Source organism: Pseudolysobacter antarcticus (genome assembly GCF_004168365.1).
Lineage (GTDB): Bacteria > Pseudomonadota > Gammaproteobacteria > Xanthomonadales > Rhodanobacteraceae > Pseudolysobacter > Pseudolysobacter antarcticus.
Window position 1 is genome coordinate 2,064,046 of record NZ_CP035704.1, and the last position, 20,194, is coordinate 2,084,239.

General features: G+C 59.2%; 17 protein-coding genes and 3 tRNA genes. 10 read left to right on the plus strand and 10 right to left on the minus strand.

Annotation, left to right across the window (positions count from 1 at the left end):
• Positions 1 to 107: 107 nt before the first annotated feature.
• Together xseA and ELE36_RS08750 are read right to left on the minus strand one after the other, a co-directional pair.
• A complete protein-coding gene (gene xseA, locus ELE36_RS08745) occupies positions 108 to 1,463 on the minus strand; it encodes an exodeoxyribonuclease VII large subunit (protein WP_129832706.1) in 1,356 nt (451 codons plus the stop codon).
• Positions 1,464 to 1,522: 59 nt separating this feature from the next.
• Positions 1,523 to 2,005, minus strand: coding sequence for a nuclear transport factor 2 family protein (locus ELE36_RS08750; RefSeq protein ID WP_129832707.1), 483 nt, complete (start codon positions 2,003 to 2,005; stop codon positions 1,523 to 1,525).
• 118 nt (positions 2,006 to 2,123) lie between these two features.
• Between ELE36_RS08750 and ELE36_RS08755 the strand changes: the two genes are divergently transcribed.
• Positions 2,124 to 4,289, plus strand: a complete 2,166-nt coding sequence (locus ELE36_RS08755) for an acetyl-CoA hydrolase/transferase C-terminal domain-containing protein (protein WP_242512398.1) — start codon at positions 2,124 to 2,126, stop codon at positions 4,287 to 4,289.
• A gap of 35 nt (positions 4,290 to 4,324) precedes the next feature.
• Here ELE36_RS08755 and ELE36_RS08760 read toward each other — a convergent pair whose 3' ends face one another.
• The gene (locus ELE36_RS08760; protein ID WP_129832708.1) at positions 4,325 to 6,061 is read right to left on the minus strand and encodes a hypothetical protein; all 1,737 of its coding nucleotides are present in this window, start codon (positions 6,059 to 6,061) and stop codon (positions 4,325 to 4,327) included.
• 211 nt (positions 6,062 to 6,272) lie between these two features.
• On the opposite strand from ELE36_RS08760, the gene ELE36_RS08765 reads away from it, so the two are divergent.
• Positions 6,273 to 8,000 (plus strand): hypothetical protein, encoded by a 1,728-nt coding sequence (locus ELE36_RS08765; RefSeq protein ID WP_129832709.1) that lies wholly within the window; start codon positions 6,273 to 6,275, stop codon positions 7,998 to 8,000.
• 26 nt (positions 8,001 to 8,026) lie between these two features.
• On the plus strand, positions 8,027 to 9,277 hold the full coding sequence (gene ispG / locus ELE36_RS08770) for a flavodoxin-dependent (E)-4-hydroxy-3-methylbut-2-enyl-diphosphate synthase (protein WP_129832710.1): 1,251 nt from the start codon (positions 8,027 to 8,029) through the stop codon (positions 9,275 to 9,277).
• Positions 9,278 to 9,280: 3 nt separating this feature from the next.
• Here ispG and ELE36_RS08775 read toward each other — a convergent pair whose 3' ends face one another.
• Together ELE36_RS08775 and ELE36_RS08780 are read right to left on the minus strand one after the other, a co-directional pair.
• Positions 9,281 to 10,183 (minus strand): DMT family transporter, encoded by a 903-nt coding sequence (locus ELE36_RS08775; protein WP_129832711.1) that lies wholly within the window; start codon positions 10,181 to 10,183, stop codon positions 9,281 to 9,283.
• Between the two features lie 113 nt (positions 10,184 to 10,296).
• Positions 10,297 to 10,908 carry a hypothetical protein gene (locus ELE36_RS08780; protein WP_129832712.1) on the minus strand — a complete coding sequence of 204 codons (612 nt, stop codon included), beginning with the start codon at positions 10,906 to 10,908 and terminating at the stop codon, positions 10,297 to 10,299.
• A 71-nt stretch (positions 10,909 to 10,979) separates the two neighbouring features.
• Here ELE36_RS08780 and kdsB point away from each other — a divergent pair, with 71 nt between their 5' ends.
• The 7 genes from kdsB to ELE36_RS08815 all read left to right on the plus strand — a co-directional run bounded on the left by kdsB (position 10,980) and on the right by ELE36_RS08815 (position 15,276).
• Complete coding sequence (gene kdsB / locus ELE36_RS08785) at positions 10,980 to 11,765, plus strand: 3-deoxy-manno-octulosonate cytidylyltransferase (protein WP_129832713.1); 786 nt, start codon at positions 10,980 to 10,982, stop codon at positions 11,763 to 11,765.
• Positions 11,762 to 12,238: a low molecular weight protein-tyrosine-phosphatase gene (locus ELE36_RS08790; RefSeq protein WP_207215896.1), complete on the plus strand. Its 477-nt coding sequence runs from the start codon at positions 11,762 to 11,764 to the stop codon at positions 12,236 to 12,238. Before kdsB ends, ELE36_RS08790 begins: the two co-directional genes overlap by 4 nt.
• Before the next feature lie 27 nt (positions 12,239 to 12,265).
• Positions 12,266 to 14,092 carry an excinuclease ABC subunit UvrC gene (gene uvrC, locus ELE36_RS08795; RefSeq protein WP_129832715.1) on the plus strand — a complete coding sequence of 609 codons (1,827 nt, stop codon included), beginning with the start codon at positions 12,266 to 12,268 and terminating at the stop codon, positions 14,090 to 14,092.
• A gap of 13 nt (positions 14,093 to 14,105) precedes the next feature.
• Positions 14,106 to 14,666: a CDP-diacylglycerol--glycerol-3-phosphate 3-phosphatidyltransferase gene (gene pgsA / locus ELE36_RS08800; protein ID WP_129836753.1), complete on the plus strand. Its 561-nt coding sequence runs from the start codon at positions 14,106 to 14,108 to the stop codon at positions 14,664 to 14,666.
• 147 nt (positions 14,667 to 14,813) lie between these two features.
• Positions 14,814 to 14,889 (plus strand) — tRNA-Gly (locus ELE36_RS08805).
• A gap of 214 nt (positions 14,890 to 15,103) precedes the next feature.
• A tRNA-Cys gene (locus ELE36_RS08810) sits at positions 15,104 to 15,177 on the plus strand.
• Between the two features lie 12 nt (positions 15,178 to 15,189).
• Positions 15,190 to 15,276, plus strand: a tRNA-Leu gene (locus ELE36_RS08815).
• Positions 15,277 to 15,740: 464 nt separating this feature from the next.
• On the opposite strand, the gene ELE36_RS08820 is transcribed toward ELE36_RS08815, so the two are convergent.
• The 5 genes from ELE36_RS08820 to ELE36_RS08840 all read right to left on the minus strand — a co-directional run bounded on the left by ELE36_RS08820 (position 15,741) and on the right by ELE36_RS08840 (position 20,164).
• Entirely contained in the window at positions 15,741 to 16,409 is a 669-nt protein-coding gene (locus ELE36_RS08820) for a hypothetical protein (protein ID WP_129832716.1), read from the minus strand.
• Positions 16,410 to 16,712: 303 nt separating this feature from the next.
• Complete coding sequence (locus ELE36_RS08825; protein ID WP_129832717.1) at positions 16,713 to 18,122, minus strand: APC family permease; 1,410 nt, start codon at positions 18,120 to 18,122, stop codon at positions 16,713 to 16,715.
• An 85-nt stretch (positions 18,123 to 18,207) separates the two neighbouring features.
• Positions 18,208 to 19,314 (minus strand): aromatic ring-hydroxylating oxygenase subunit alpha, encoded by a 1,107-nt coding sequence (locus ELE36_RS08830; protein ID WP_242512399.1) that lies wholly within the window; start codon positions 19,312 to 19,314, stop codon positions 18,208 to 18,210.
• A gap of 104 nt (positions 19,315 to 19,418) precedes the next feature.
• On the minus strand, positions 19,419 to 19,853 hold the full coding sequence (locus ELE36_RS08835) for a hypothetical protein (protein ID WP_129832719.1): 435 nt from the start codon (positions 19,851 to 19,853) through the stop codon (positions 19,419 to 19,421).
• Between the two features lie 14 nt (positions 19,854 to 19,867).
• Positions 19,868 to 20,164, minus strand: coding sequence for a hypothetical protein (locus ELE36_RS08840; protein ID WP_129832720.1), 297 nt, complete (start codon positions 20,162 to 20,164; stop codon positions 19,868 to 19,870).
• Between the last annotated feature and the right edge of the window lie 30 nt (positions 20,165 to 20,194).

Consider the following 20,194-nt stretch of genomic DNA (forward strand, 5'->3'; position numbering starts at 1 on the left):
CGAGGTGAAGAGCATCGCAGGAAGCGGAGCATACTTTTCGTATGTGAGCATTTCGAGCAGCGCATGAGCCTCGATCAGGGTCGCGCAGTAAGATATTGAACAGGTTCTCAGATCTTGCGCAGTATCAATTCACCATCGTGCAGTCGTGCGGTAATGCCGTTGCTGTTATTAGCCTGAGCCACTGAGCGAATCACGTTGCCGCGTTCGCGATCGATCAGGATCGCGTAACCACGATCGAGTGTCGCGAGCGGACTGACCGCATTCAGTGTGCGCGCGAGTTGCGCCAGATGTCGCGCATGTAATTCGATACGTCGCACCGCGGCGGCGCTGAGTTGCATCGCAAGTGTGCTCACGACTTGCTGGTTTTGCGCCACGCGCCGCGCCGGATGTGCCAGCGACAAACGCAAACGCACGGCTTGCAAACGGGTCGCATTGCGATCCCGATTACGCGCATTGCCTGCACCCAACTGCTGGCGCAAGCGCTGCAGACGTTCATGGCCTTGCTGCAGCCGCGCTTGTGGCGGCAGCGTTTGCAGACGGACGAAGTCGTGATCGAGGCGTTGCGCAAATGTAGCCAAGCGACGGCGCCAATCACGAGCGAGACGATCACGCTGCGCGCTCAGCGTGCGGGCCAGCACGGCCGCATCCGGCACCAGTAATTCTGCCGCGGCGGATGGCGTCGCGGCGCGCAAGTCGGCAACGAAATCGGCAATCGTGAAATCGATTTCGTGACCGATCGCGGCGATTACGGGGATCACGCTTGCATGAATCGCGCGCGCCACGGCTTCATCGTTGAACGCCCACAAATCTTCCAGCGAACCGCCGCCACGCGTGAGCAGCAGCACATCATGCCGGCCTGCCGCGGATGCCGCGCGCAGCATCGCGACTATCGCTGGCGGTGCCTCGCGGCCTTGCACCGGCACCGGCAGAATTTCGATCTGCGCGAGTGGGAAACGTCGCGCGATCACGCTGAGCACATCGCGAATCGCAGCACCGGTGGGTGAAGTGATTACGCCAATGCGGCGTGGCAATAGCGGCAACGGTTTTTTGTGCTCAGCGTCGAACAGACCCTCCGCATCTAGGCGTGCCTTGAGCTGCTCGAACTCGCGTTGCAGCGCGCCTTCGCCGGCTTCTTCGAGATGCTCGACCAGCAGCTGATATTCGCCGCGCCCTTCGTACAGGCTCACACGCGCACGCGCCAGCACACGCATGCCATCGACCGGACGAAAACGCAGGTAGGTGCTCTTCGGCTTGAACATCGCGCAGCGCACCTGCGCGCTCGGATCTTTCAAGGTGAAGTACAAATGACCGGATGCCGGGCGCGCAAAATTCGACAGCTCGCCTTCGATCCAGATCAGTGCGAAGGTATCTTCGAGCAGATCGCGCACATGCCGATTGAGCAGCATCGGCGTGAGAATTTCGCGCTCGGCGAACGTGGCAGAAACGGGCAGGGATTTCGACATGCCGGCACTGTAAAGGATCGCTGCGCAGACATGAAATCTGCGCAGGAAGTATCCCGTGGTTATTGGCCCGTCGATTTTTCCGAGGCGATGAATTGCGCAAGACCGGCCGCGCCGCGTTTGCGTATCGTGTTCTGCAACATCGGCGACCAGCCGAGCAGCAGGCCGGAAATACCGAGCGCCATGCGACTCCAGCGCCAAAGGTCGAAGCTGTCGTTGTGCTCGATGATTAGGCCGTCGCGAAACTGGAAGCGCGCGGAAATGATATTCAGCACCTTGCGCCCGCTGCCGGAAAACGTGTAACGCGCCTGCCAGTTGGCGCTGCCCGCATCGCCATCGCCACGCACGCTATCGTAGCTCACTTCGAGATCCTTGCCGCGCGTCGTCAGCATGCGCCACATCGCGCCGACCTCGGCGCCGCGCAGATCGAAAACCGGGTCGCGAAAATGCGCATCGGCATGGTAACAACGCGTCATCGCTGCACCATCGCGGCGCTGCAGCGCCTGATAAAAACTCTCGATCAGATCGGTATGGCTCGTGCTCATCGGATATTCCCCATTGCAGCGGATTGACGCATCGGCAGCACGATATAACAAGTGGCGCTACATCGCACGCCGATGATCTGCGATCATGGTCGCGATCCGATTTCGCAGAGGGCGCCACGTGCCGGAATATTTTCAACAACTCGAGCCGTGTGTCGTACGACTGCTCGAACGTATGGGTACCTCTGCGCTGGTGCTGGCCACGCCGCTTGGTCTGGGCAAATCGAATCATCTGCTGAACGCCTTGTATGCGCGCGCCGCAAACGATCCGCGGCTGAAATTGCATATCTACACGGCGTTGTCGCTGGCGCGCCCGAGACCCGGTTCGGATCTGGAAAAGCGTTTCCTTCAGCTGTTTCTGGATCGGCATTTTGGCAGTGATTATCCCGATCTCGCATACATCGGCGCGTTGCACACAAACTCCTTGCCGGTGAATGTGCGTGTCAGTGAGTTCTACCTGCAGTCCGGCGCGATGCTCGGCGTAAGCGCGGTTCAGCGCGATTACACCAGCATCAACTACACCCACGTCGCGCGCGCGATGGCCGAGGCCGAAGTGAATGTCATCGTGCATCTCGTCGCGCGCCGTAGTGGGCCGAATGGCGTGTCTTACAGCCTCAGCAGCAATCCGGATGTAACGCTGGATCTGCTCGACAAGATCGCCGCGTCCGGCAAACCACGGCCGCTGATGGTCGCGCAGGTGCATGATGATCTGCCGTTTCTCGGCGGTGACGCGGAAGTCGACGCGGATTTTTTCGATCTGCTGCTCGATGATCCGGCGTGCCATCACCAATTGTTTGCGTTGCCGCGTGAGCCGGTCGATGAGGTCGAATTTTCGCTTGGTCTGCATGCGAGCGCGTTGATCCGTGACGGCGGTACTTTGCAGATTGGTATCGGCGCGTTATCCGATGCGCTGATCTACGCGAGCGTACTGCGGCATCAGCAGAACGACGAATATCGCGCCGCATTACGTGTATTGCAAACCTGCGATTCGGTCAAGTTGATTGCGCAATACGGCGGCATGGAATCGTTCGCGCAAGGCTTGTATGGCGCCAGCGAAATGATCATGGACGGCTTCATGCTGCTGGCCAAGGCCGGCGTACTCAAGCGACGCGTCTATGATGATTTGCCGCTGCAGCGTGCATTGAATGGCGGTCTGATCGGCGAGATCTTGACCGATGATTCATTGCCGCGATTGCTCGCATGCGGCGCGGTCGCCGCGTTAATCGATCAGACCGAATTGACGCGTCTGCAACGCTTCGGCTTGCTGCCGCCGGAATGCCGGATCGACGGTCCGTTGTTGCATTTTGCGAATGGCGAAACGATCGGCATCGATCTGAATATCGAGCGTGATCGTATCGCGCTCGCGAAACATATGGTCGGACAAAAATTGCGCGGTGGTCATTACCTGCATGGCGCGTTTCATCTCGGCTCCAGCGATTTCTACGAGTGGCTGCGCAATCTCGAAGGTGAGGATTTTTCCGGTCTTGCGATGTCGCGGGTTTCACACGTCAACGAGTTGTACGGCGGTGCCGAAACCTTGCAGGTCGCGCAGCGTCGCGATGCACGTTTTTTCAATACCTGCATGATGCATACGCTGCTCGGTGCGGCGGTTTCCGATGCGCTGGAAAACGGCCAGGTAGTCAGCGGTGTCGGCGGGCAGTACAACTTCGTCGCGATGGCACACGCGCTCGACGACGGGCGCTCGGTGCTGATGTTGCGCAGCACGCGCCGCAGTCACGGCAAAATGCAATCCAACATCCTGTGGAACTACGGTCACACCACGATTCCGCGGCATCTGCGCGACATCGTGGTCAGCGAATACGGCATCGCCGATCTGCGCGGAAAATCGGATGAAGATTGCATCAAGGCGATGCTCGCGATCTGCGATTCGCGCTTTCAGGATGCCCTGATCGCAACCGCGCAAAACGCCGGCAAGCTGGCGCGTGATTATCGTTTGCCCGATAGCGCGCGACAGAATTCGCCGCAGCGTTTGCGTGCCGCGCTGCAACCGTTCAAGGCGCGCGGATTGTTCCCGGCGTTTCCTTCCGGCTGCGATTTTTCGGTCGATGAATTACGCCTGTTGCCGGCTTTGCAGTTGCTGAAAAAACAGACCGCGAGCGCGGCGCAATTGCCGGGCCTGATCGGGCGCGCGCTTGTGCATGGACAGCCGACGGCGGAAATGGCGCCGCTACTGCAACGCATGCGACTGGATCGTCCGCACACGTTTGCCGAGCATGTCTATCGGCGCTTGCTGACGCAGGCGTTGCGAGCTTCATCGTCAATGTGATTCAACGCGGCGGCGACAAAAGTCGCCCGTTGATTTCACGGCGATGCCGATTCAGCGCAGACCGCGACGATCGTGAATCCGGCATCGCCGGGACGCACATTCGCCGCACCACGCCAATGATTTGTCGTCAACGGTCGCAATAATCCAACCACGCGTTCCTGATCGACCACCAGCAATCGATTCGCACGACAGCCGGGCGGCGTGAGTGTCGCTTCGATGCGCACGCCGTCGCGATTGATACCGTTGTGCGGCTCGCTGAATTCCAGTGCCATCACCGCGACTAGTCGCGCATTGTTCGGCTCAGGTTGGCCGATCAACGACGCCTCCCGCCACGCAAACGGGCCGAGGTGTAGCGGGCGCATCAGTTCTGCTGCCTGTTGCGTGACTTGGGTATCGGTTTCGCCGGAGCGGTCACGATCCGGCCAGATGCCGACGACGGCGGCCAGCGCGGTATCGTCGGCAACTTCGCGCGCGTGGATCATCGTGATCGTCATGCCGACTTCGGCGGCGAGCGCGAACAGCGAAATCATTCCGACCGACACCAGCGCGATTTTTCCTGCGCCGCGACGGCTTAGCAGGATGATCAACAAGCCTGCCCACGCCAGCGTCGACCACGGCAGATAACGCGGTGCATAAACCTGCTCGGGAAATTCGATGAAATAACCAAAACGCGTCAGTGCGATCAATCCGGCCACTGCCAGACCGAACCACGCCAGTGCGAATCCAACTTGGCCGACGGCGTGAAAGCTCGCCGGATAACGCCGCGCGCGCCAAGTAGTCCAGATCAATACAAATACAAAAACCGCGCCGAAAATTGCCTGGGGAAACACGCTGCGGCGCACGTCACCAAAAATGCTGGTCCATACGTGAGCGATGCCGCCGATGGACGCGAGCGAATGCGGCAGCGCTGCTGCGGCGATCGGATCGACCAATGGCCAGAACAGATAGATCAACGGACTCGCCAGCGTGCGCAACGCGAGCATACTTTGATCAAGCGGATGCAGGCTCAGCGGCACGCCGCTGCTGCCTTTCAGCAACGCGTAGATGAGCAGTGTAAACAACAGGCTGGTGCCAACGACAACCCACGATGACAGCCGCGCGCGCTGCACAAACAACAACGCAAAAACGGCGAAAAATGCCGCGCTGCCGCTGCCGAAATTCAATGCGGCAAGCACACACAAAACGCTCGCGCCGAGCACGCGGCGCAGTGTCGGCGGTTGATCCCGCTCGACCTGCACCAAGGCGATGGCGCCGGCCAGACACAACAAAACGCTGTAGACATGCAGGCTCTCGTTATCGTGCAGTAAAGCTCGCGCATTGCCGAGCCAGAAAATTCCGAGGGCCAGCACAAAGGCGATCGCGGCACGCGTAACCGGCGCGACAGCGCAGCGACGTTTTAGCGGCAGCAGCAGAACCGTGAGACAGCCAAGTGCCAAGAGCAATCCGATCACAATCTGCAGCAATTCATCACCCCCGAGCCAGCGCAAACTGACGAGCCGCAGCAGATTCGCAAACAGTTCGGGATGACCGTTTTCGGCGGCGATCACGCTCGCCGGAAACGGCTGCGAAAGCAGGCGCGCGTAGTGCTGCCACGCATCGGCATAGGGCACGCGTGGTGATAGCACGAGCATTGCGATCACGCCAAGAATCACATAGCCGATTGCCGCGAACAAAAAATAGCGCGGCGCCCATCGTCCGACAAAATTTCGCCTGATAAAACCGGGTTCGATCAAACCAGTGTCGGATTGCTCGGGATTGCGTATCGAAGTCATGCGTGTAGTTACCAGGCCGCAGCCGGAGACGGCGCGGCGGCAATGATACCCGCGCTGCCAGTCTCGGACGCAGCAAAAAGCTGAACTCGATTGCGCTACCATGGCTGCGGATTGGCGCCGTGGGAAATTTTCCGGCGCAAACATGGAAAGCGCTGCAAGTGTTGCTAAGCTAGTCAGATCACCGCATTCGGGCAATCGGAGACTTTCCACGATGAGCGACATATTCCTGCGACTGGTGGCGTTTGTCCCCGAGCGCACCCGAGTTCACGTGGCCAAGTTCGCGGGTGATCCGAAGTCGGTACGTAGCTGGATCGCGCATCTGCCGCTGACCAACGCGGATTTGTGCGCGCGCCAATTGCTCGATGCGCTGCGCGACATGAACAAACAACGGCTTGAGCCGGCAGCTCGGCTGGAATCGCTTGAGCTGCTGCGCGCGCCGCTGACGCAATTGCAAAGCGTGCTCGATGTGCGTGCGCGTGGCGACAGTTTTCCGCTGCCGTCGGTGAAGCGTCAATCGATGGATGTGGCGCAGGATCTGCAGCACGAAATGTCGGTGGCCTACGTCGTGTCGTTATACGATTTTTGCGCGCCGTCGGGCGATGTGCCGTTCATGAAAGGCAAGTCGGTGGCGCTGGCCGGCGCGCGCGCGCTGCAACATATCGGCATGCAACTGGCGCGTGCGTATCTGCTGTATCTGGCGCCGGCGCCGGGCGTCTGGCGCATGCTGCACCGTGTGTTTCTGTTCCTCGACGAAAGTGGCCAGACCGAACGCATGCTTGATGATCCGTTGCCTGGCGGCGGTCAGCTGAATGCGCGACACGCGTATCTGCAATGCCTGCTACTCGCGCTGAATAATCCGTATCGACTCACGCAGAAAGAAAATATTGTCGCGTTTCAACTTGCGCGCGCGTGGGCGCCGCATTGTTCGCTGCAGCGCGATGCGACTGTTCCGGGCGGACTCGGTGTCGACATGAACGGCGACAACGGGCCGGGTTATCTGGAGCAGGAACGCAGCAAACCGGAAGCGCATGAATGGTCGTTTCATTACGACGAGCTCGAAAAACGTCTGCACGCCGAGATCGGCAAATTGCCGTCGAACGTGCGCACGCTTTCTTATCACATCAAGGGCGCACCGGATTTCAACGTCGATGTCACGCTGGTGCGCTCGATGATGCACGCGTGGCATGATGCGCGCATGCGCGTGCATCAGCGTCTGGCTGGGGGTTACAAACTCGACAGCATTCTCGGCCTGCACGCCGCGCATTTCGTGCTGGCTGGCCATCGCGGTTTCGAAAGTTTCCTGCAGACCATGGCCGAAACCTCGATTTCGCTGACCGACCGCGAAGATGCGGCGCCGTGGGTCAACAACGCGACCGATAATCCGGCGGTGCGACGCCTGCACGCCACCGTGCTCGATCAGAGTCTCGGCGGTTATCGCGTGATCTGGCCGGCCGCGGAAAATTTGCGCGCGCGCATCGGCGAGCTCGTCATATTCGCGCCTGCCGCGTTGGCTGACGAGGCGCAGGACTGGATGGTCGGCGTGATGCGCTGGTTGCGTATTCATGCCGATTTGTCGGTGGAAGCGGGCATCGAATTGCTGGCGCGTCGCGCCAAACCCGCGAGCCTGCGCAGCTACGATGACGAACGCCACCTGCGACCGCCAATGCGCGCGCTGCTGCTTGATTCGCTCGGCGAAGACAGTCTGCCCGCGACCGTGCTCACACCGCCGTTGCTGGAGCGTCATCTGGAGCGCGTCGAGTTGACCGTGCCGCTGGATATCTACGATGAAAAACCCGAAGCCAAGGTCGAGGTGATCACCGATCTCGACGTGATCAACGATACCGGCACGTATTTGCGTTTCGCCTGGAATCCGCCGATCGCGCCGGACCCAGCCGAACTTAGCGCCGCCGGGCTTGATGAATTAAACTCCGTTGCTTGAGCCGTAACTGCCAGCGACTGAACCGTATGAGTGAAAATCTTCTCGCCGCGCGACCGATGTCGCGGCGCTCCAGTGTGGCGGTGCGAATCGGCGCGATTCGTGTCGGCGACGCTGCCCCGGTCGTGGTGCAATCCATGACCAATACCGATACCGCCGATGTGATCGGTACCACCAAACAGGTGGCCGAACTTGCGCGAGTCGGTTCCGAACTCGTGCGCCTGACCGTCAATACCGCCGAAGCCGCCGCCGCCGTGCCGAAGATTCGCGAACGCCTCGACATGATGGGCGTGAGCGTGCCGCTGATCGGCGATTTTCATTACAACGGTCATCAGTTGCTGAGCGCCGAACCAGCCTGCGCCGAAGCGCTCGCGAAATATCGCATCAATCCCGGCAATGTCGGTTTTGGGCGCAAGCGCGATACACAGTTCTCGACGATCATCGAGTTCGCCCTCAAATACAAAAAGCCGGTGCGTATCGGCGCGAACTGGGGCAGCCTCGATCAGGATTTGCTCGCGCGCATGATGGACGAAAATCATCTGCGCACCGAGCCGTGGGACGCGGGCCGCGTGATGCGCGAGGCGCTGATCCGCTCGGCGCTGGATTCAGCTGCGCGTGCCGAAGAACTCGGCATGCAGCGCGATCAGATCATTCTGTCGTGCAAGGTTTCCGGCGTGCAGGAACTCATCGCCGTGTATCGCGATCTGGCCGCGCGTTGCGATTACGCCTTGCATCTTGGCCTGACCGAAGCCGGCATGGGCTCGAAAGGCATTGTCGCGTCGAGCGCCGCGTTGGCCGTGCTGCTGCAGGAAGGCATCGGCGACACCATCCGTATTTCACTCACGCCGGAGCCGAACGAATCGCGCACGCGCGAAGTGATCGTCGCGCAGGAGTTGCTGCAGACGATTGGCCTGCGCGCGTTCACGCCACTGGTCACGGCATGCCCAGGTTGCGGCCGCACTACCAGCGTGTTTTTCCAGGAACTCGCCCAGAGCATTCAGAGCCATGTGCGTGAAAAGATGCCGGAATGGCGCCTGCAATACGACGGTGTGGAAAATCTCACCTTGGCGGTGATGGGCTGCATTGTCAACGGCCCGGGCGAAAGCAAACACGCCAACATCGGCATTTCATTGCCGGGGACAGGCGAGGCGCCAGCCGCGCCGGTATTCATCGATGGCGTGAAGGCGATGACGTTGCGCGGCGAACACATCGCGCAAGAATTTGTCGGCGTGGTCGAGGATTATATCGCGCGCAAGTTTGCGCGAGCGAGCGCGAGCTGAGGATCAGCGCGGCGCGCTTTCGGCGATCGCGGCTTGCGGATCAATCGTGACCTTGCGTGCCAGTTGTACCTCGCGGCGGGCGATATATAAATTCGCGCCGATGATCGCCGCGGCGCCGCACGCTGTGGTCAGATCGAGTTTTTCACCAAACAAACCGCCCGCCAAAACTACCACCACCGGCAGCTGCAGAAAATTTATCGGCACCAGCGCGGACACTTCGCCGAGCTGATAGGCGCGGGTCATGCACACCTGCGCGGCCGTGCCGAGAAAACCGATCACTGCCAGCCACAGCCAACCCATCGCGTTCGGCCAGCTCCAGTCGAGCAGCGCTGGCAATAACGACAGCGGCGTCATGATCAGGGTCATGTAGATCACCACCGCATCCGGCGGTTCGGTGCGCGACAAAAACTTGATGCTGATGTATGAACCGGCTGCGAGCGCGGCCGATAGCAATGCGATCAGCATCGCCGGAGAAAAGTCGCTGCTGTGCGGACGCAGGATCACCAGCACGCCGATAAAACCGATGATCACCGCGCTCCAGCGTCGCAGCCGCACGACTTCGCCGAGCATCAGCACAGCGCCAATCGTGACGAACAATGGCGTCGAATACGAAATCGAAATCGCCTGCGCGAGCGGCAGGTGCGACAGTGCCCAGAAGCTGCACAACATCGAGACTGTACCGAACAGGCTGCGCAGCAGATACAGGCTGAAACGTTGCGTATGCAGCAAGCGCAGTCCGGGTTTGATCAGCAACGGCAACGCAAAGATCAGGCCGAAAAAGCTGCGAAAAAATCCGATCTCGAACGCATGCATATGCTCCGAAGCGAGACGGATCACCACCGCCATCACGCCGAACATCACCGCGCTCGCAGTCATCAGCAAGGTCGCGCGCAGGGCGGGGCGCATGCGCGGCGTTTCAGTAGATGGGTTGGCGAAGGCGCTCACGATCGCGAGGTGGTATGAACGAAGGCGCGCATCTTAACCCGCGCGCGGATATCCAGCTATTCATCTCGGCGCCATTACTGGAACTGGACGGTGTTCTCGACGATGCAGCGATCAACCGGTTGCACCTGATGCTTGAGCCATTGCGCGACCCAACATTCGTCGTACACCGAGCAGTAGCAGATCGACATCTTGAAGCGGTCTTGCGCGTCGAAGAAGATCTTTGCCTGCTCAAGATCCTCGATTTTGATGGCGAAGATCGTTGTTTCGCGATTGGTGTTGGGCGGCAGCACCGTGCCGTTGAAACCGCTTACGCCCGCTTTCACCTCAGCGTGTCCGAACAAGACTGGAAACACCTCGCTCCAGTTGCGCTTCGGCTTGTCGTCCAGACTCAGCGCGACCGATTCGATACGCGCCGGGCCGACACCGTTGTTGTCGATGCGCCACGCGAAACCGGCATCCGTACCGCGCAGGGCGTAGTGATAGCCGATGGAAATGTACGGCCATACGCTCGCCTTCGCCTGGCTTTGCATCAGCCGCGTCTGGTAAGCGCCGGTCGCCAGCGCGAGAAAACTGATCGCCAACGCGAGCACGCTGCCGAACTCGGCGATACGTGCCAGCCGCGCGCTCTTGCGCGATGCGTTCGACGCATCGATGGCAGTGCTTGCGGATTCGGGTTTTGCCTTCATGTCGAGTAGGTCGTAGTCGCGGTCGCAATTATTCAGTAGTCTGCGCGAATGCCTGAAAAATGCCAATGCGAATGAGTGATCCTGCCCCATTTATCGTCGCGATTCCGGCGCGTTACGCGTCGACACGCTTGCCCGGCAAGCCGCTGCGGCAGATTGCGGATGCACCGATGATCGTGCACGTAGCGCGGCGCGCGCTGGCGGCGGGTGCGAGCAGTGTGATCGTTGCCACCGACGATGTGCGCATCGCCGCAGAGCTGCGTGATCATGATGTGCAGGTATGCATGACGCGCGCTGACCATGCTTCGGGCAGCGACCGGCTGGCCGAGTGCGCCGAGCAACTCGGCTGGAGCGACGATACGATCGTGGTGAACCTGCAAGGCGATGAACCGCTCGCGCCGGTGAGCGGCATTCGTGCCGTCGCCGAGGCGTTGGCGACGAGCGATGCGCCGATGGCAACGCTCGCCTCGCCGATCACCAGCGCGCACGAAATGTTCGATCCGAATTGCGTCAAGGTGGTCTGCGACGCCAATGGTTATGCCTTGTATTTCAGCCGCGCACCGCTGCCGTATGCGCGCGATGCATTTGCGCTGAAACGCGATGTATTGCCGTCGACGGTGCCATTCCTGCGGCATATCGGTATCTATGCGTATCGCGCGGGATTCCTGCGCCGTTTCGCTGCGCTGAGACCAACCCCGCTGGAGCAGGCCGAAGCACTGGAGCAATTACGCGCCCTCGAACACGGCGAGCGCATCCAGGTGCGCATTGCGCCGGAACCATTTCCGGCCGGTGTGGATACCGAAGAAGATCTCGCGCGCGTACGGCGCCTGCTTGAATCCGCGGGCGCGAATCGCGAATGAGCGGAATATTGTTTTTTTGCATGGGAAACATTTGTCGTTCGCCGACGGTCGAAGCGGTCGCGCGTACGCATTTCGCGCGAGCGAATCTGGATATACACATGGCTTCCGCAGGTACCGAAAATTATCATCAAGGCGGTGTTGCCGATCCGCGCAGCATTGCGATCGCGCGAGCGCGCGGCTACGCGTTGGGCGGTCATCGCGCGCGGCAAGTGCGTCATGCGGATTTCGCCGACTTCGATCATTTGCTGGCGATGGATCAGGTCAATCTCGCAACGCTGGTGACACGCTGCCCGCCACAGTTTTCGCACAAGCTGGAATTGTTCTTGCCGTTTTCCGGCATCACACACCCGCATGAAGTGCCCGATCCGTATTACGGCAAGACAGCGGATTTTGAAAACGTTGTCGATCTGGCCGAGCGCGGCATGAGTGGCTTGATCGAGCGCTTGAGAAAGGCATCGTCCGCGCATGTCTGAGCGGATTTTGTCAGCGAAAAAATCGTCATGATCGAACGTGTTCGCGATGCTTTCGATGGCAAGGAATTTGTGCGCACGCTGGCGGCCTCGCCGGGCGTGTATCGCTATTTCGATGGGGCTGGCGACCTGCTTTATGTCGGCAAGGCCGGCAACCTCAAAAAGCGTGTCGGCAGTTATTTTCTCAAGCCACGCATGGAGCCGCGCATCGCTGCGATGGTGGTGCAGATCGCGCATGCGGAAGTCACGCTCACTCGCACCGAAGGTGAGGCGCTGCTGCTCGAAAGCCAGCTGATCAAGTCGCTGAAACCGCGCTACAACATCCTGCTGCGCGACGATAAAAGTTTTCCGTACATCTATCTTTCGGCCGGCGAGGATTACCCGCGCATGGGTTTTCATCGTGGCGCGCGCAGTGGCAAAGGCCGCTATTTCGGGCCGTATCCGAGCACGTACGCGGTGCGCGAAAGCCTGAATTTGATGCAGAAGATTTTCCAGGTGCGGCAATGCGAGGACAGCTATTTTCGCAACCGTTCGCGGCCCTGCCTGCAATACCAGATCAAGCGTTGCAGTGCGCCGTGCGTGGCGTTGATCGAGCCGGTCGATTATCAGGCCAGCGTGCGTTATGCCTCGATGTTTCTCGAAGGCAAAAGCACCGTCGTCACCGAGGAACTCAGCAAGGCGATGGAGCAGGCCAGCAGCGAACTCGAGTTCGAGCGCGCCGCGCGTTTGCGCGATCAGGTCGGTTTGCTCAAGCAGCTGCAGGCGCGACATTACGTGCAGGGTGCGAGCGCCGATATGGATGTGCTGGCGTGTGCGATTGTCTCCGGCGTGGCGTGTGTCACTGTGCTGTATTTTCGCAGCGGCACCAGTCTCGGCTCGCGCGCGTTTTTTCCGCGCCTGCCGATGGATGCCAGCGCGGGTGATGTGCTCGCGAGTTTCATCCCGCAATATTATCTCGACAAGCCGGTGCCGCATGAGCTGATCGTCAGCCACGCGTTCGACGATGCCGCGCTGCTGGCCGAAGTGTTGACCGAGAACTCGGCGCATGTCGTCGAAATCAAATCTAGCGTACGTGCCGAACGTGCGCGTTTTCTCGAACTCGCGCAGAAAAATGCCGACGCCGCACTGGCTGCGCACGTCGCCAGCAACCAGACCATGCGCGAACGTTTTGAAGCATTGCGCGAATTGCTCGGGCTCGACGAAACGCCGCAGCGGCTCGAGTGTTTCGACATCAGTCACACGATGGGCGAGGCGACCGTCGCATCGTGTGTCGTGTTTGGGCCGGAGGGCGCGGAGAAATCGCAATACCGCCGTTTCAACATTAGCGGCATCACGCCGGGTGATGATTACGCCGCCATGCACCAGGCGCTAGAGCGCCGCTACAAGCGCCTGCAGGCGGGCGAGGGTGTGCTGCCGGATATCCTGCTCATTGACGGCGGCAAGGGCCAGGTCAAGCAGGCTTGCGATGTGCTGAGCGATCTCGGCGTCGAAGGCGTGATGATCGTCGGCGTGGCCAAGGGCGAGGAGCGCCGCGCCGGGCACGAAACGCTGATCCTCGGCGCGAGTGGCAAGACTCTCTGGCCGGGTCCGGATTCCGCCGCGATGCACCTGGTACAGAACGTGCGCGACGAAGCGCATCGGTTCGCGATCACCGGGCATCGCCAGCGCCGTCAGAAAACCCGCGAAACCAGTCGCCTTGAAGAAATCGAAGGCGTCGGTGCCAAGCGTCGTTCCGCCATGCTCAAGCATTTTGGTGGATTGACGGGCATTGCCGCCGCGGGTGTGGAAGAATTGGCCAAGGTGAAGGGCATCAGCCGTGAACTCGCCGAACGTATTTACGCCTTGTTCCACGGATGATTATCGACCCATGCTGCCGCTGACTCTGCCCACAATCCTCACGTTTTTTCGCATCCTGTTATTGCCGGTGATGGTGATCGTTTTCTACATGGGATTTCGCGGCGCGAACATCGCCGCCGCGTTTGTGTTCCTCGCCGCCGCACTCACCGATTGGTTGGACGGCTATATCGCGCGTCGCTACAACCTTACCTCCGCGTTCGGTGCGTTTCTCGATCCGGTGGCGGACAAGCTCATGGTCGCGGTGACGCTGTTTTTGCTCGTGCAAGAAAATCCGACGCCGCTGATGGCCGTCACCAGCGCGATTATCGTCGGTCGCGAAATCACCATTTCGGCGTTGCGCGAATGGATGGCCGAGATCGGGCAGAAAGCGCACGTCAACGTTGCCACGCTCGGCAAGATCAAGACCCTGATGCAGATCATCGCGCTCGAAGTGCTGTTGTATCAACATGATCTGGAAGGCTTGCGCCTATTCCATGTCGGCGAAACTTTACTCGTGCTCGCCGCTGCGCTGACGATCTGGTCAGCACTCGTTTATCTGCGCGCGGCGTGGCCCGCGCTGCGCGACGGACACTGAGCGTTTAACCAGCGCTGGCGACACATTTCGCGGCTGCGATGAATGCATCTAAGCGCGTATTCGTGTGCGAAAAAAGCATCGCAAACAAATAAATTTTCACCACAGAGGTTGACAGCCGCAGCTCCATACGTAGAATGCGCACTCCCCGCGGGAATAGCTCAGTTGGTAGAGCACGACCTTGCCAAGGTCGGGGTCGCGAGTTCGAGTCTCGTTTCCCGCTCCAGTTTTACATCCAAACCCTCGGCCATCCGAGGGTTTGGTTTTTCAAGCGGAGCAAATTGTCGGTGACGTGATCTGCGCACGGAGAAGCGCGACGCGAATCTGGATGATTCCGCTTGAACAGGCAGCGTTGCTGGTTCAACATACGCCGGGTTGTGCGGTGTCAGGATCGTGTAGAGTTTTGGTGAGACGCGCAGCGGTTTTGCGTCGCACAGTACGGCCAGGTGGCAGAATGGTGATGTAGCGGCCTGCAAAGCCGCGTATGCCGGTTCGATTCCGGCCCTGGCCTCCATCCTTTTCTCGCGCCCGAGTGGCGAAATTGGTAGACGCAACGGACTTAAAATCCGTCGGCCCTAAACAGGTCATGCCGGTTCGATTCCGGCCTCGGGCAGTCTTTTCAGGTGTGTTTGGCACATCTTGTTTCGCTCCGCAATATAGCCCGCGCTCCGCAATTCCTACTTTGTTGGCTCAACCTTTGCGCCACAGCCGCCGAGTTACTTACGCGCAGTGTCACCTTGATGAGCAGTGCGGGCATCACTTTGGCATAGATTCTCGTGACCTTGGTGCAGCTGCGACATCACTGTTTTTTTGACGTCGTAGATGTCCAGCTAGGCGGACTGCAATAGACAGGGCGCGTAGTTGCGTTCCGAAGCTGTTTGTGGATCGCGCGCTGAAAACCTACAGGGCTGAAACGGACGCCCCAAAGCTGGTGCTACGCGCGGCTAGTCGCCTGACACAATCCATCCTCGACGACGACAATCGCGGCGCCTCGCTGGTATGAGCGGCAAGCCGCGAGCCGACAAAATGCATCTCGCGAAGTGGCGGGCGCTATGAATGCCTTCGCAATTAAATTCACTACGCCTCCCTTGCATCCGCAGGCCAAGTGTCAGAGTTAGCAATCTTTGGAACAAGGACAGCGAATTTGGAATGCATCAATCGAATAGTATTTTGCATATTCTTGCAATGAGTGTTGATCTTCGACCTCATCTCATTATGACTAAGTTGTGTCGGTACAGGCTCCTTCTTAGTGGCGTCTTTCAGGATAGGAATAAAGTCATCTGCCTGTTTTTTGTACATGTACAACAAGTGTTCGAGTAGGGAGTGTGCTTGACGCTCACGGTGCGACAGCAAACAAAGGGAATCTTCATATCGCCCTGTTCTGACGATGAAGCGATCGATGAGTTCAATGGATATCTCCAAGCCAGAACGAATGACTTCAGGTTGGGAGTTTTTGAGGCCAGCGAACGCCATAACACAGGCGCTAGCAAGCTCCAGGCACGATGTCTGTATCGATATCAGAGCGAGCGCATTCTTTCTCTGTTCTTGATATTGGATCAAGCAAAATGCGCCTCCCACAGAACCAACAGCTCCGAGAATTCCGCCAAGAAGGTTTGCAGAAGCGTCTGGCAAACTCCACCCGTGCGGAAGCAAAGGAATACATATAAGTACACCCAAGGCCATGCCTGCACAAAGCACAAACAGCGAGCTGCAGTTACGAGCCAGCCACTGTATAAATGTGAACATATTCGCCTCCATCCCCAATTTATTCGTCTAAATAGCATGCAAAGTTTCGCGCATCCATGCCAAGGTGTCGCATGAACACCCAAGGACTTCAATCGCTTGAGCCAGCGACCCGGTCAAGGCACATCATCGCTGGATGATTACGGCGATAGTTATCACGTAGTCGACATTTTCCTTTGCTATATCAACAAAGGCGTGAACTCATCTTGCCTCAATGCGTGACGTTCTTCGTCGTGCTTTGGCGGATGGGGAAACGATTTACACAGGACGAAGTAGTCGTGCTGGTCAGCAGCCGGGATTTCAATACTAAACGTGAGAATCAGAACTATTGGCGGATATCGTTTTGTTACGTCGCCGCATCAAAAAATAAACCGGCACGCCGAGCGCTAATAGCGCCGCGCCCATGTACACCGGATTGGCGTACCACGGCGCCCAGCAGATCGACTCTGTGCCACATGTTTTTGCATCGGTGATGATGCCGGCGCCGACGATGGTCCAGAGTGCGTAAACAGCGCCGAGCACACCTGCGATTGCCAGCCAAACGACGTATTTTCCCGAGGCCGCAAGTTCGCCGCTGCGCAACAGCTTCAACGTTGCGAGTGCGCATAGCAGATACATTACCAAGGTCGCGGTGGTGGAAAGCAGGATCATGAAGCTGAAGATTTCGACCATCGATTTGTCGGCATTCATCAGCACCAGAATCGTCGCGAGGCCGCTGCTGATGCACAGCGCATTGACCGGCGTACCGCGTGCCGATTCCTTCGCAAAAAACTTGGGGAAGAGTCCGTTTTTTGCCATCTGCAGAGGCAGTTCACCCTGCAGCAAAATCCAGCCGTTGAGTGCGCCGAACGCACTGATCGCTGCGAACACGGCAAACCATTGCGCTATCGCATCGCCCCAGAACATGCGCGCGACTTCGGCGAACGGCGCGTTTGAGTCCTTCAGCACATCGGCGGGAATCAGCAACAAAACCACCGAGCACGTGATCACATAGATCAGCGCAGTGAGTGCGGTGCCGATGAGGGTCGCACGTGGGATAGTGCGCGCGGGATCGTGTACCTTGCCGGCGGGAATGGTCGCCGATTCCAGTCCGAGCAATCCCCACAACGTGAGGGTGGCTGCGGCGGTAATGCCATCCAGACTGAAATGCGTGTTCATGCTGCTGGAATTATCGAGCCGCGGGCTGCCGCTCATGAACAGATAAATTCCGAGTGCGGCGATGCTCAGCAGCGGCAACAATTTCATCACGGTGGTAACGATCTGCACTTTGCCGGCAGTGCGCGCGCCGTAGACATTCACGCCGGTGAGCAGCCAGATCATGCCAATGGTAAGCATGGCCGAAGTCTGTGGCGTGGCGGCGACCCACGGCAGCGGAAGGCTGAGATAGGCAATTGCGCCGGTGGCAATGGCGGCGTTGCCGACCCAGATCGAAATCCAGTAACCCCACGCGACGATAAACGCGGTGAGATCGCCGAACGCCATGCGGGTGTAGGCATACGGGCCGTCTGCGCTCGGGAAAGCGCGCACCAGCGCGGCGAATACCGCGGCCATCACCATGGCGCCGGTGGCGGTCAGCAGCCACGCCACCAGACTGTTGAGGCCGTAGGGCGCAAGCGATGCCGGCAGCAGAAAAATGCCGGAGCCGATCATGTTGCCTACGACCAGCGCCACGCACATCCAGAATCCGAGCAAGCGAGGTTTGCTGATCGTTGCCATGCTGGTTATGGCTGAGTGCTGATTGCGGAGCGGCGTGGGCGGCAACTATTCGAGCTGTCGCATGCGAAGAATTTTGCGATCGGACTCATACGTTCGAGAGGCCGTTGCGATATGCGCCACGCAGCAGATTCTGAAAATGCCAGACGCCCGATTCGCGTTTCGGACAAAGCCGTCCGGCGGCGTAACTGCCGGATGACAAGCCGCGCTGCACGGCTTCGCAGATCGCGATATCTTCGTGCTGAACCTCATCGCTGAACTGCAGATCCTTCTGCGCACGATTCTGCATGTCATCGACCGGCGCGTAGTAATAATCGAATTCGACGCGGCAGCGATCCGTGCCGAGCGCGATCACGCGATTGGTCTGCATGCGTCCCGGCATGATGTTGAGCATGATGTTCGGGTAGAGAAAATAATAAAACGCATCGCCATCGGCGTAGATGCCATCGGGATTGCGCAACGGCGAATATTGCAGCGAATGCCAGGTCGAGAGTTCCGTCGTATACGCGCGGTAGTCGAGCATGCGATTCAGGCTCGGATGCACATGCGGCAGATGATAACCTTCGAGGAAATTGTCGACATAGACTTTCCAGTTGCAATCCATGTCGTAACTCACGCGTCGCGCAAATTGCAGCGTGCCGAGATCGAGCGGATGAATGCGCTCGGCGATGCCGGAAAATACTTCGACGAAATCGGGCGCGTGCTCGCTCAGCGCGACGAAGACCAACCCTTGCCATTCATGCACGCGGACTTGATTCAGGCGAATATCGGCGACAACAAAATCCTGTGCCTCGTGCATTTCCGGGGCGGAGCGCAATTGGCCGTCGAGGCCGTATGTCCAGCCGTGATATTTGCAGTGCAACGCTTTCGCATTCTTACCGTTGCACAAGGCGAGCGGCCCGGCGCGGTGGCGGCAGACGTTGTGAAACGCGCGCAGCTCGCCATTTTCATCACGCACGATCAGCACGGATTTTCCCGCGATATCGCAGACTACGTGATCACCGACTGCGAGCAGATCACTGGCATGCGCAGCGAGCTGCCAGCATGCACCGAAGACGTATTTTTGTTCGTGCCGCAGCCACTCATCGTCGGTGTAGAACCGCGCGTTCAATGCGTGCGCAACTTCGATTGCGACGGCTTCAAATGCTGTCGATCCGAGCGCGTCGATTGTCGATTCGCAATTCGTGTTTTTCACCAACGACATCCCCCGACCAAATGACTATCTGCGCCAAACGCAGATGGTTCAGCCTAGCAGAGCTTTTGTCGGTCTGGTTAGCCCGCAGGCCAACATTGGCGCGACTAAGTCGAAGGCGGCTCGGGATTCAACGCGTTCTTGATAGCGTCGAGTTGCGCACGCGTTTGCGGAAAACCAGTGCCGGTGAACAGCGCATGCACATAACGCGCGCTGAAAAAAATCGCGGCCGCATGCACTAGCAGCAGCAAACACAGCGACCAAAACCATGACAGCCCGAATGCATGTGCGCCGACGACAGCAATCGTGCACAGCAGCCACCACGCGGTAAGTGCGAGCAGGAAAACGGCCGCCGCCCAAAGTGCCGCATGCAGTGCGCTCCGATAAGCCAGTCGCGCCTCGGCGCGCGCCAGCGCCAAGATGGCGCTGGTTGTGTCGACAACACTTTGCAACAGCACGCCTACGTCTGCGCGGTCGGCAGAAGTGTTGTGCTGCGCAAAGGCCGCCGCATCGGATGGCGGCGTATCGTCCGTGGATTGCACGCGGTTGATTTCGCTCAGCGCAACGCGCGCGATACCAAGATGCCGGCGGCGAACGCGGCGCCGACCACGATCAGCGGATGTTCGCGTGTGTATTTGACCAACGCCGCTTTCATCGCATCGGGATCGAGATTGGCTGCAACCGCGCTGGCCGCATCTTTAGCCGCGCCGCCGATATGCGTCGCCGCCTCGTGCAAGGCATCCTTCACTTCGCTCGCAGCGTGCCCGGTAACGCTGCCGAGGTCACTTACGGCGCTGGAAAAATCATGCGCCGAATTTTTCTCGGAAGCTCTGGTTTCCTGACTCTTGCTCATGGTGCGACTCTCCAGTGGATGGGACATCAA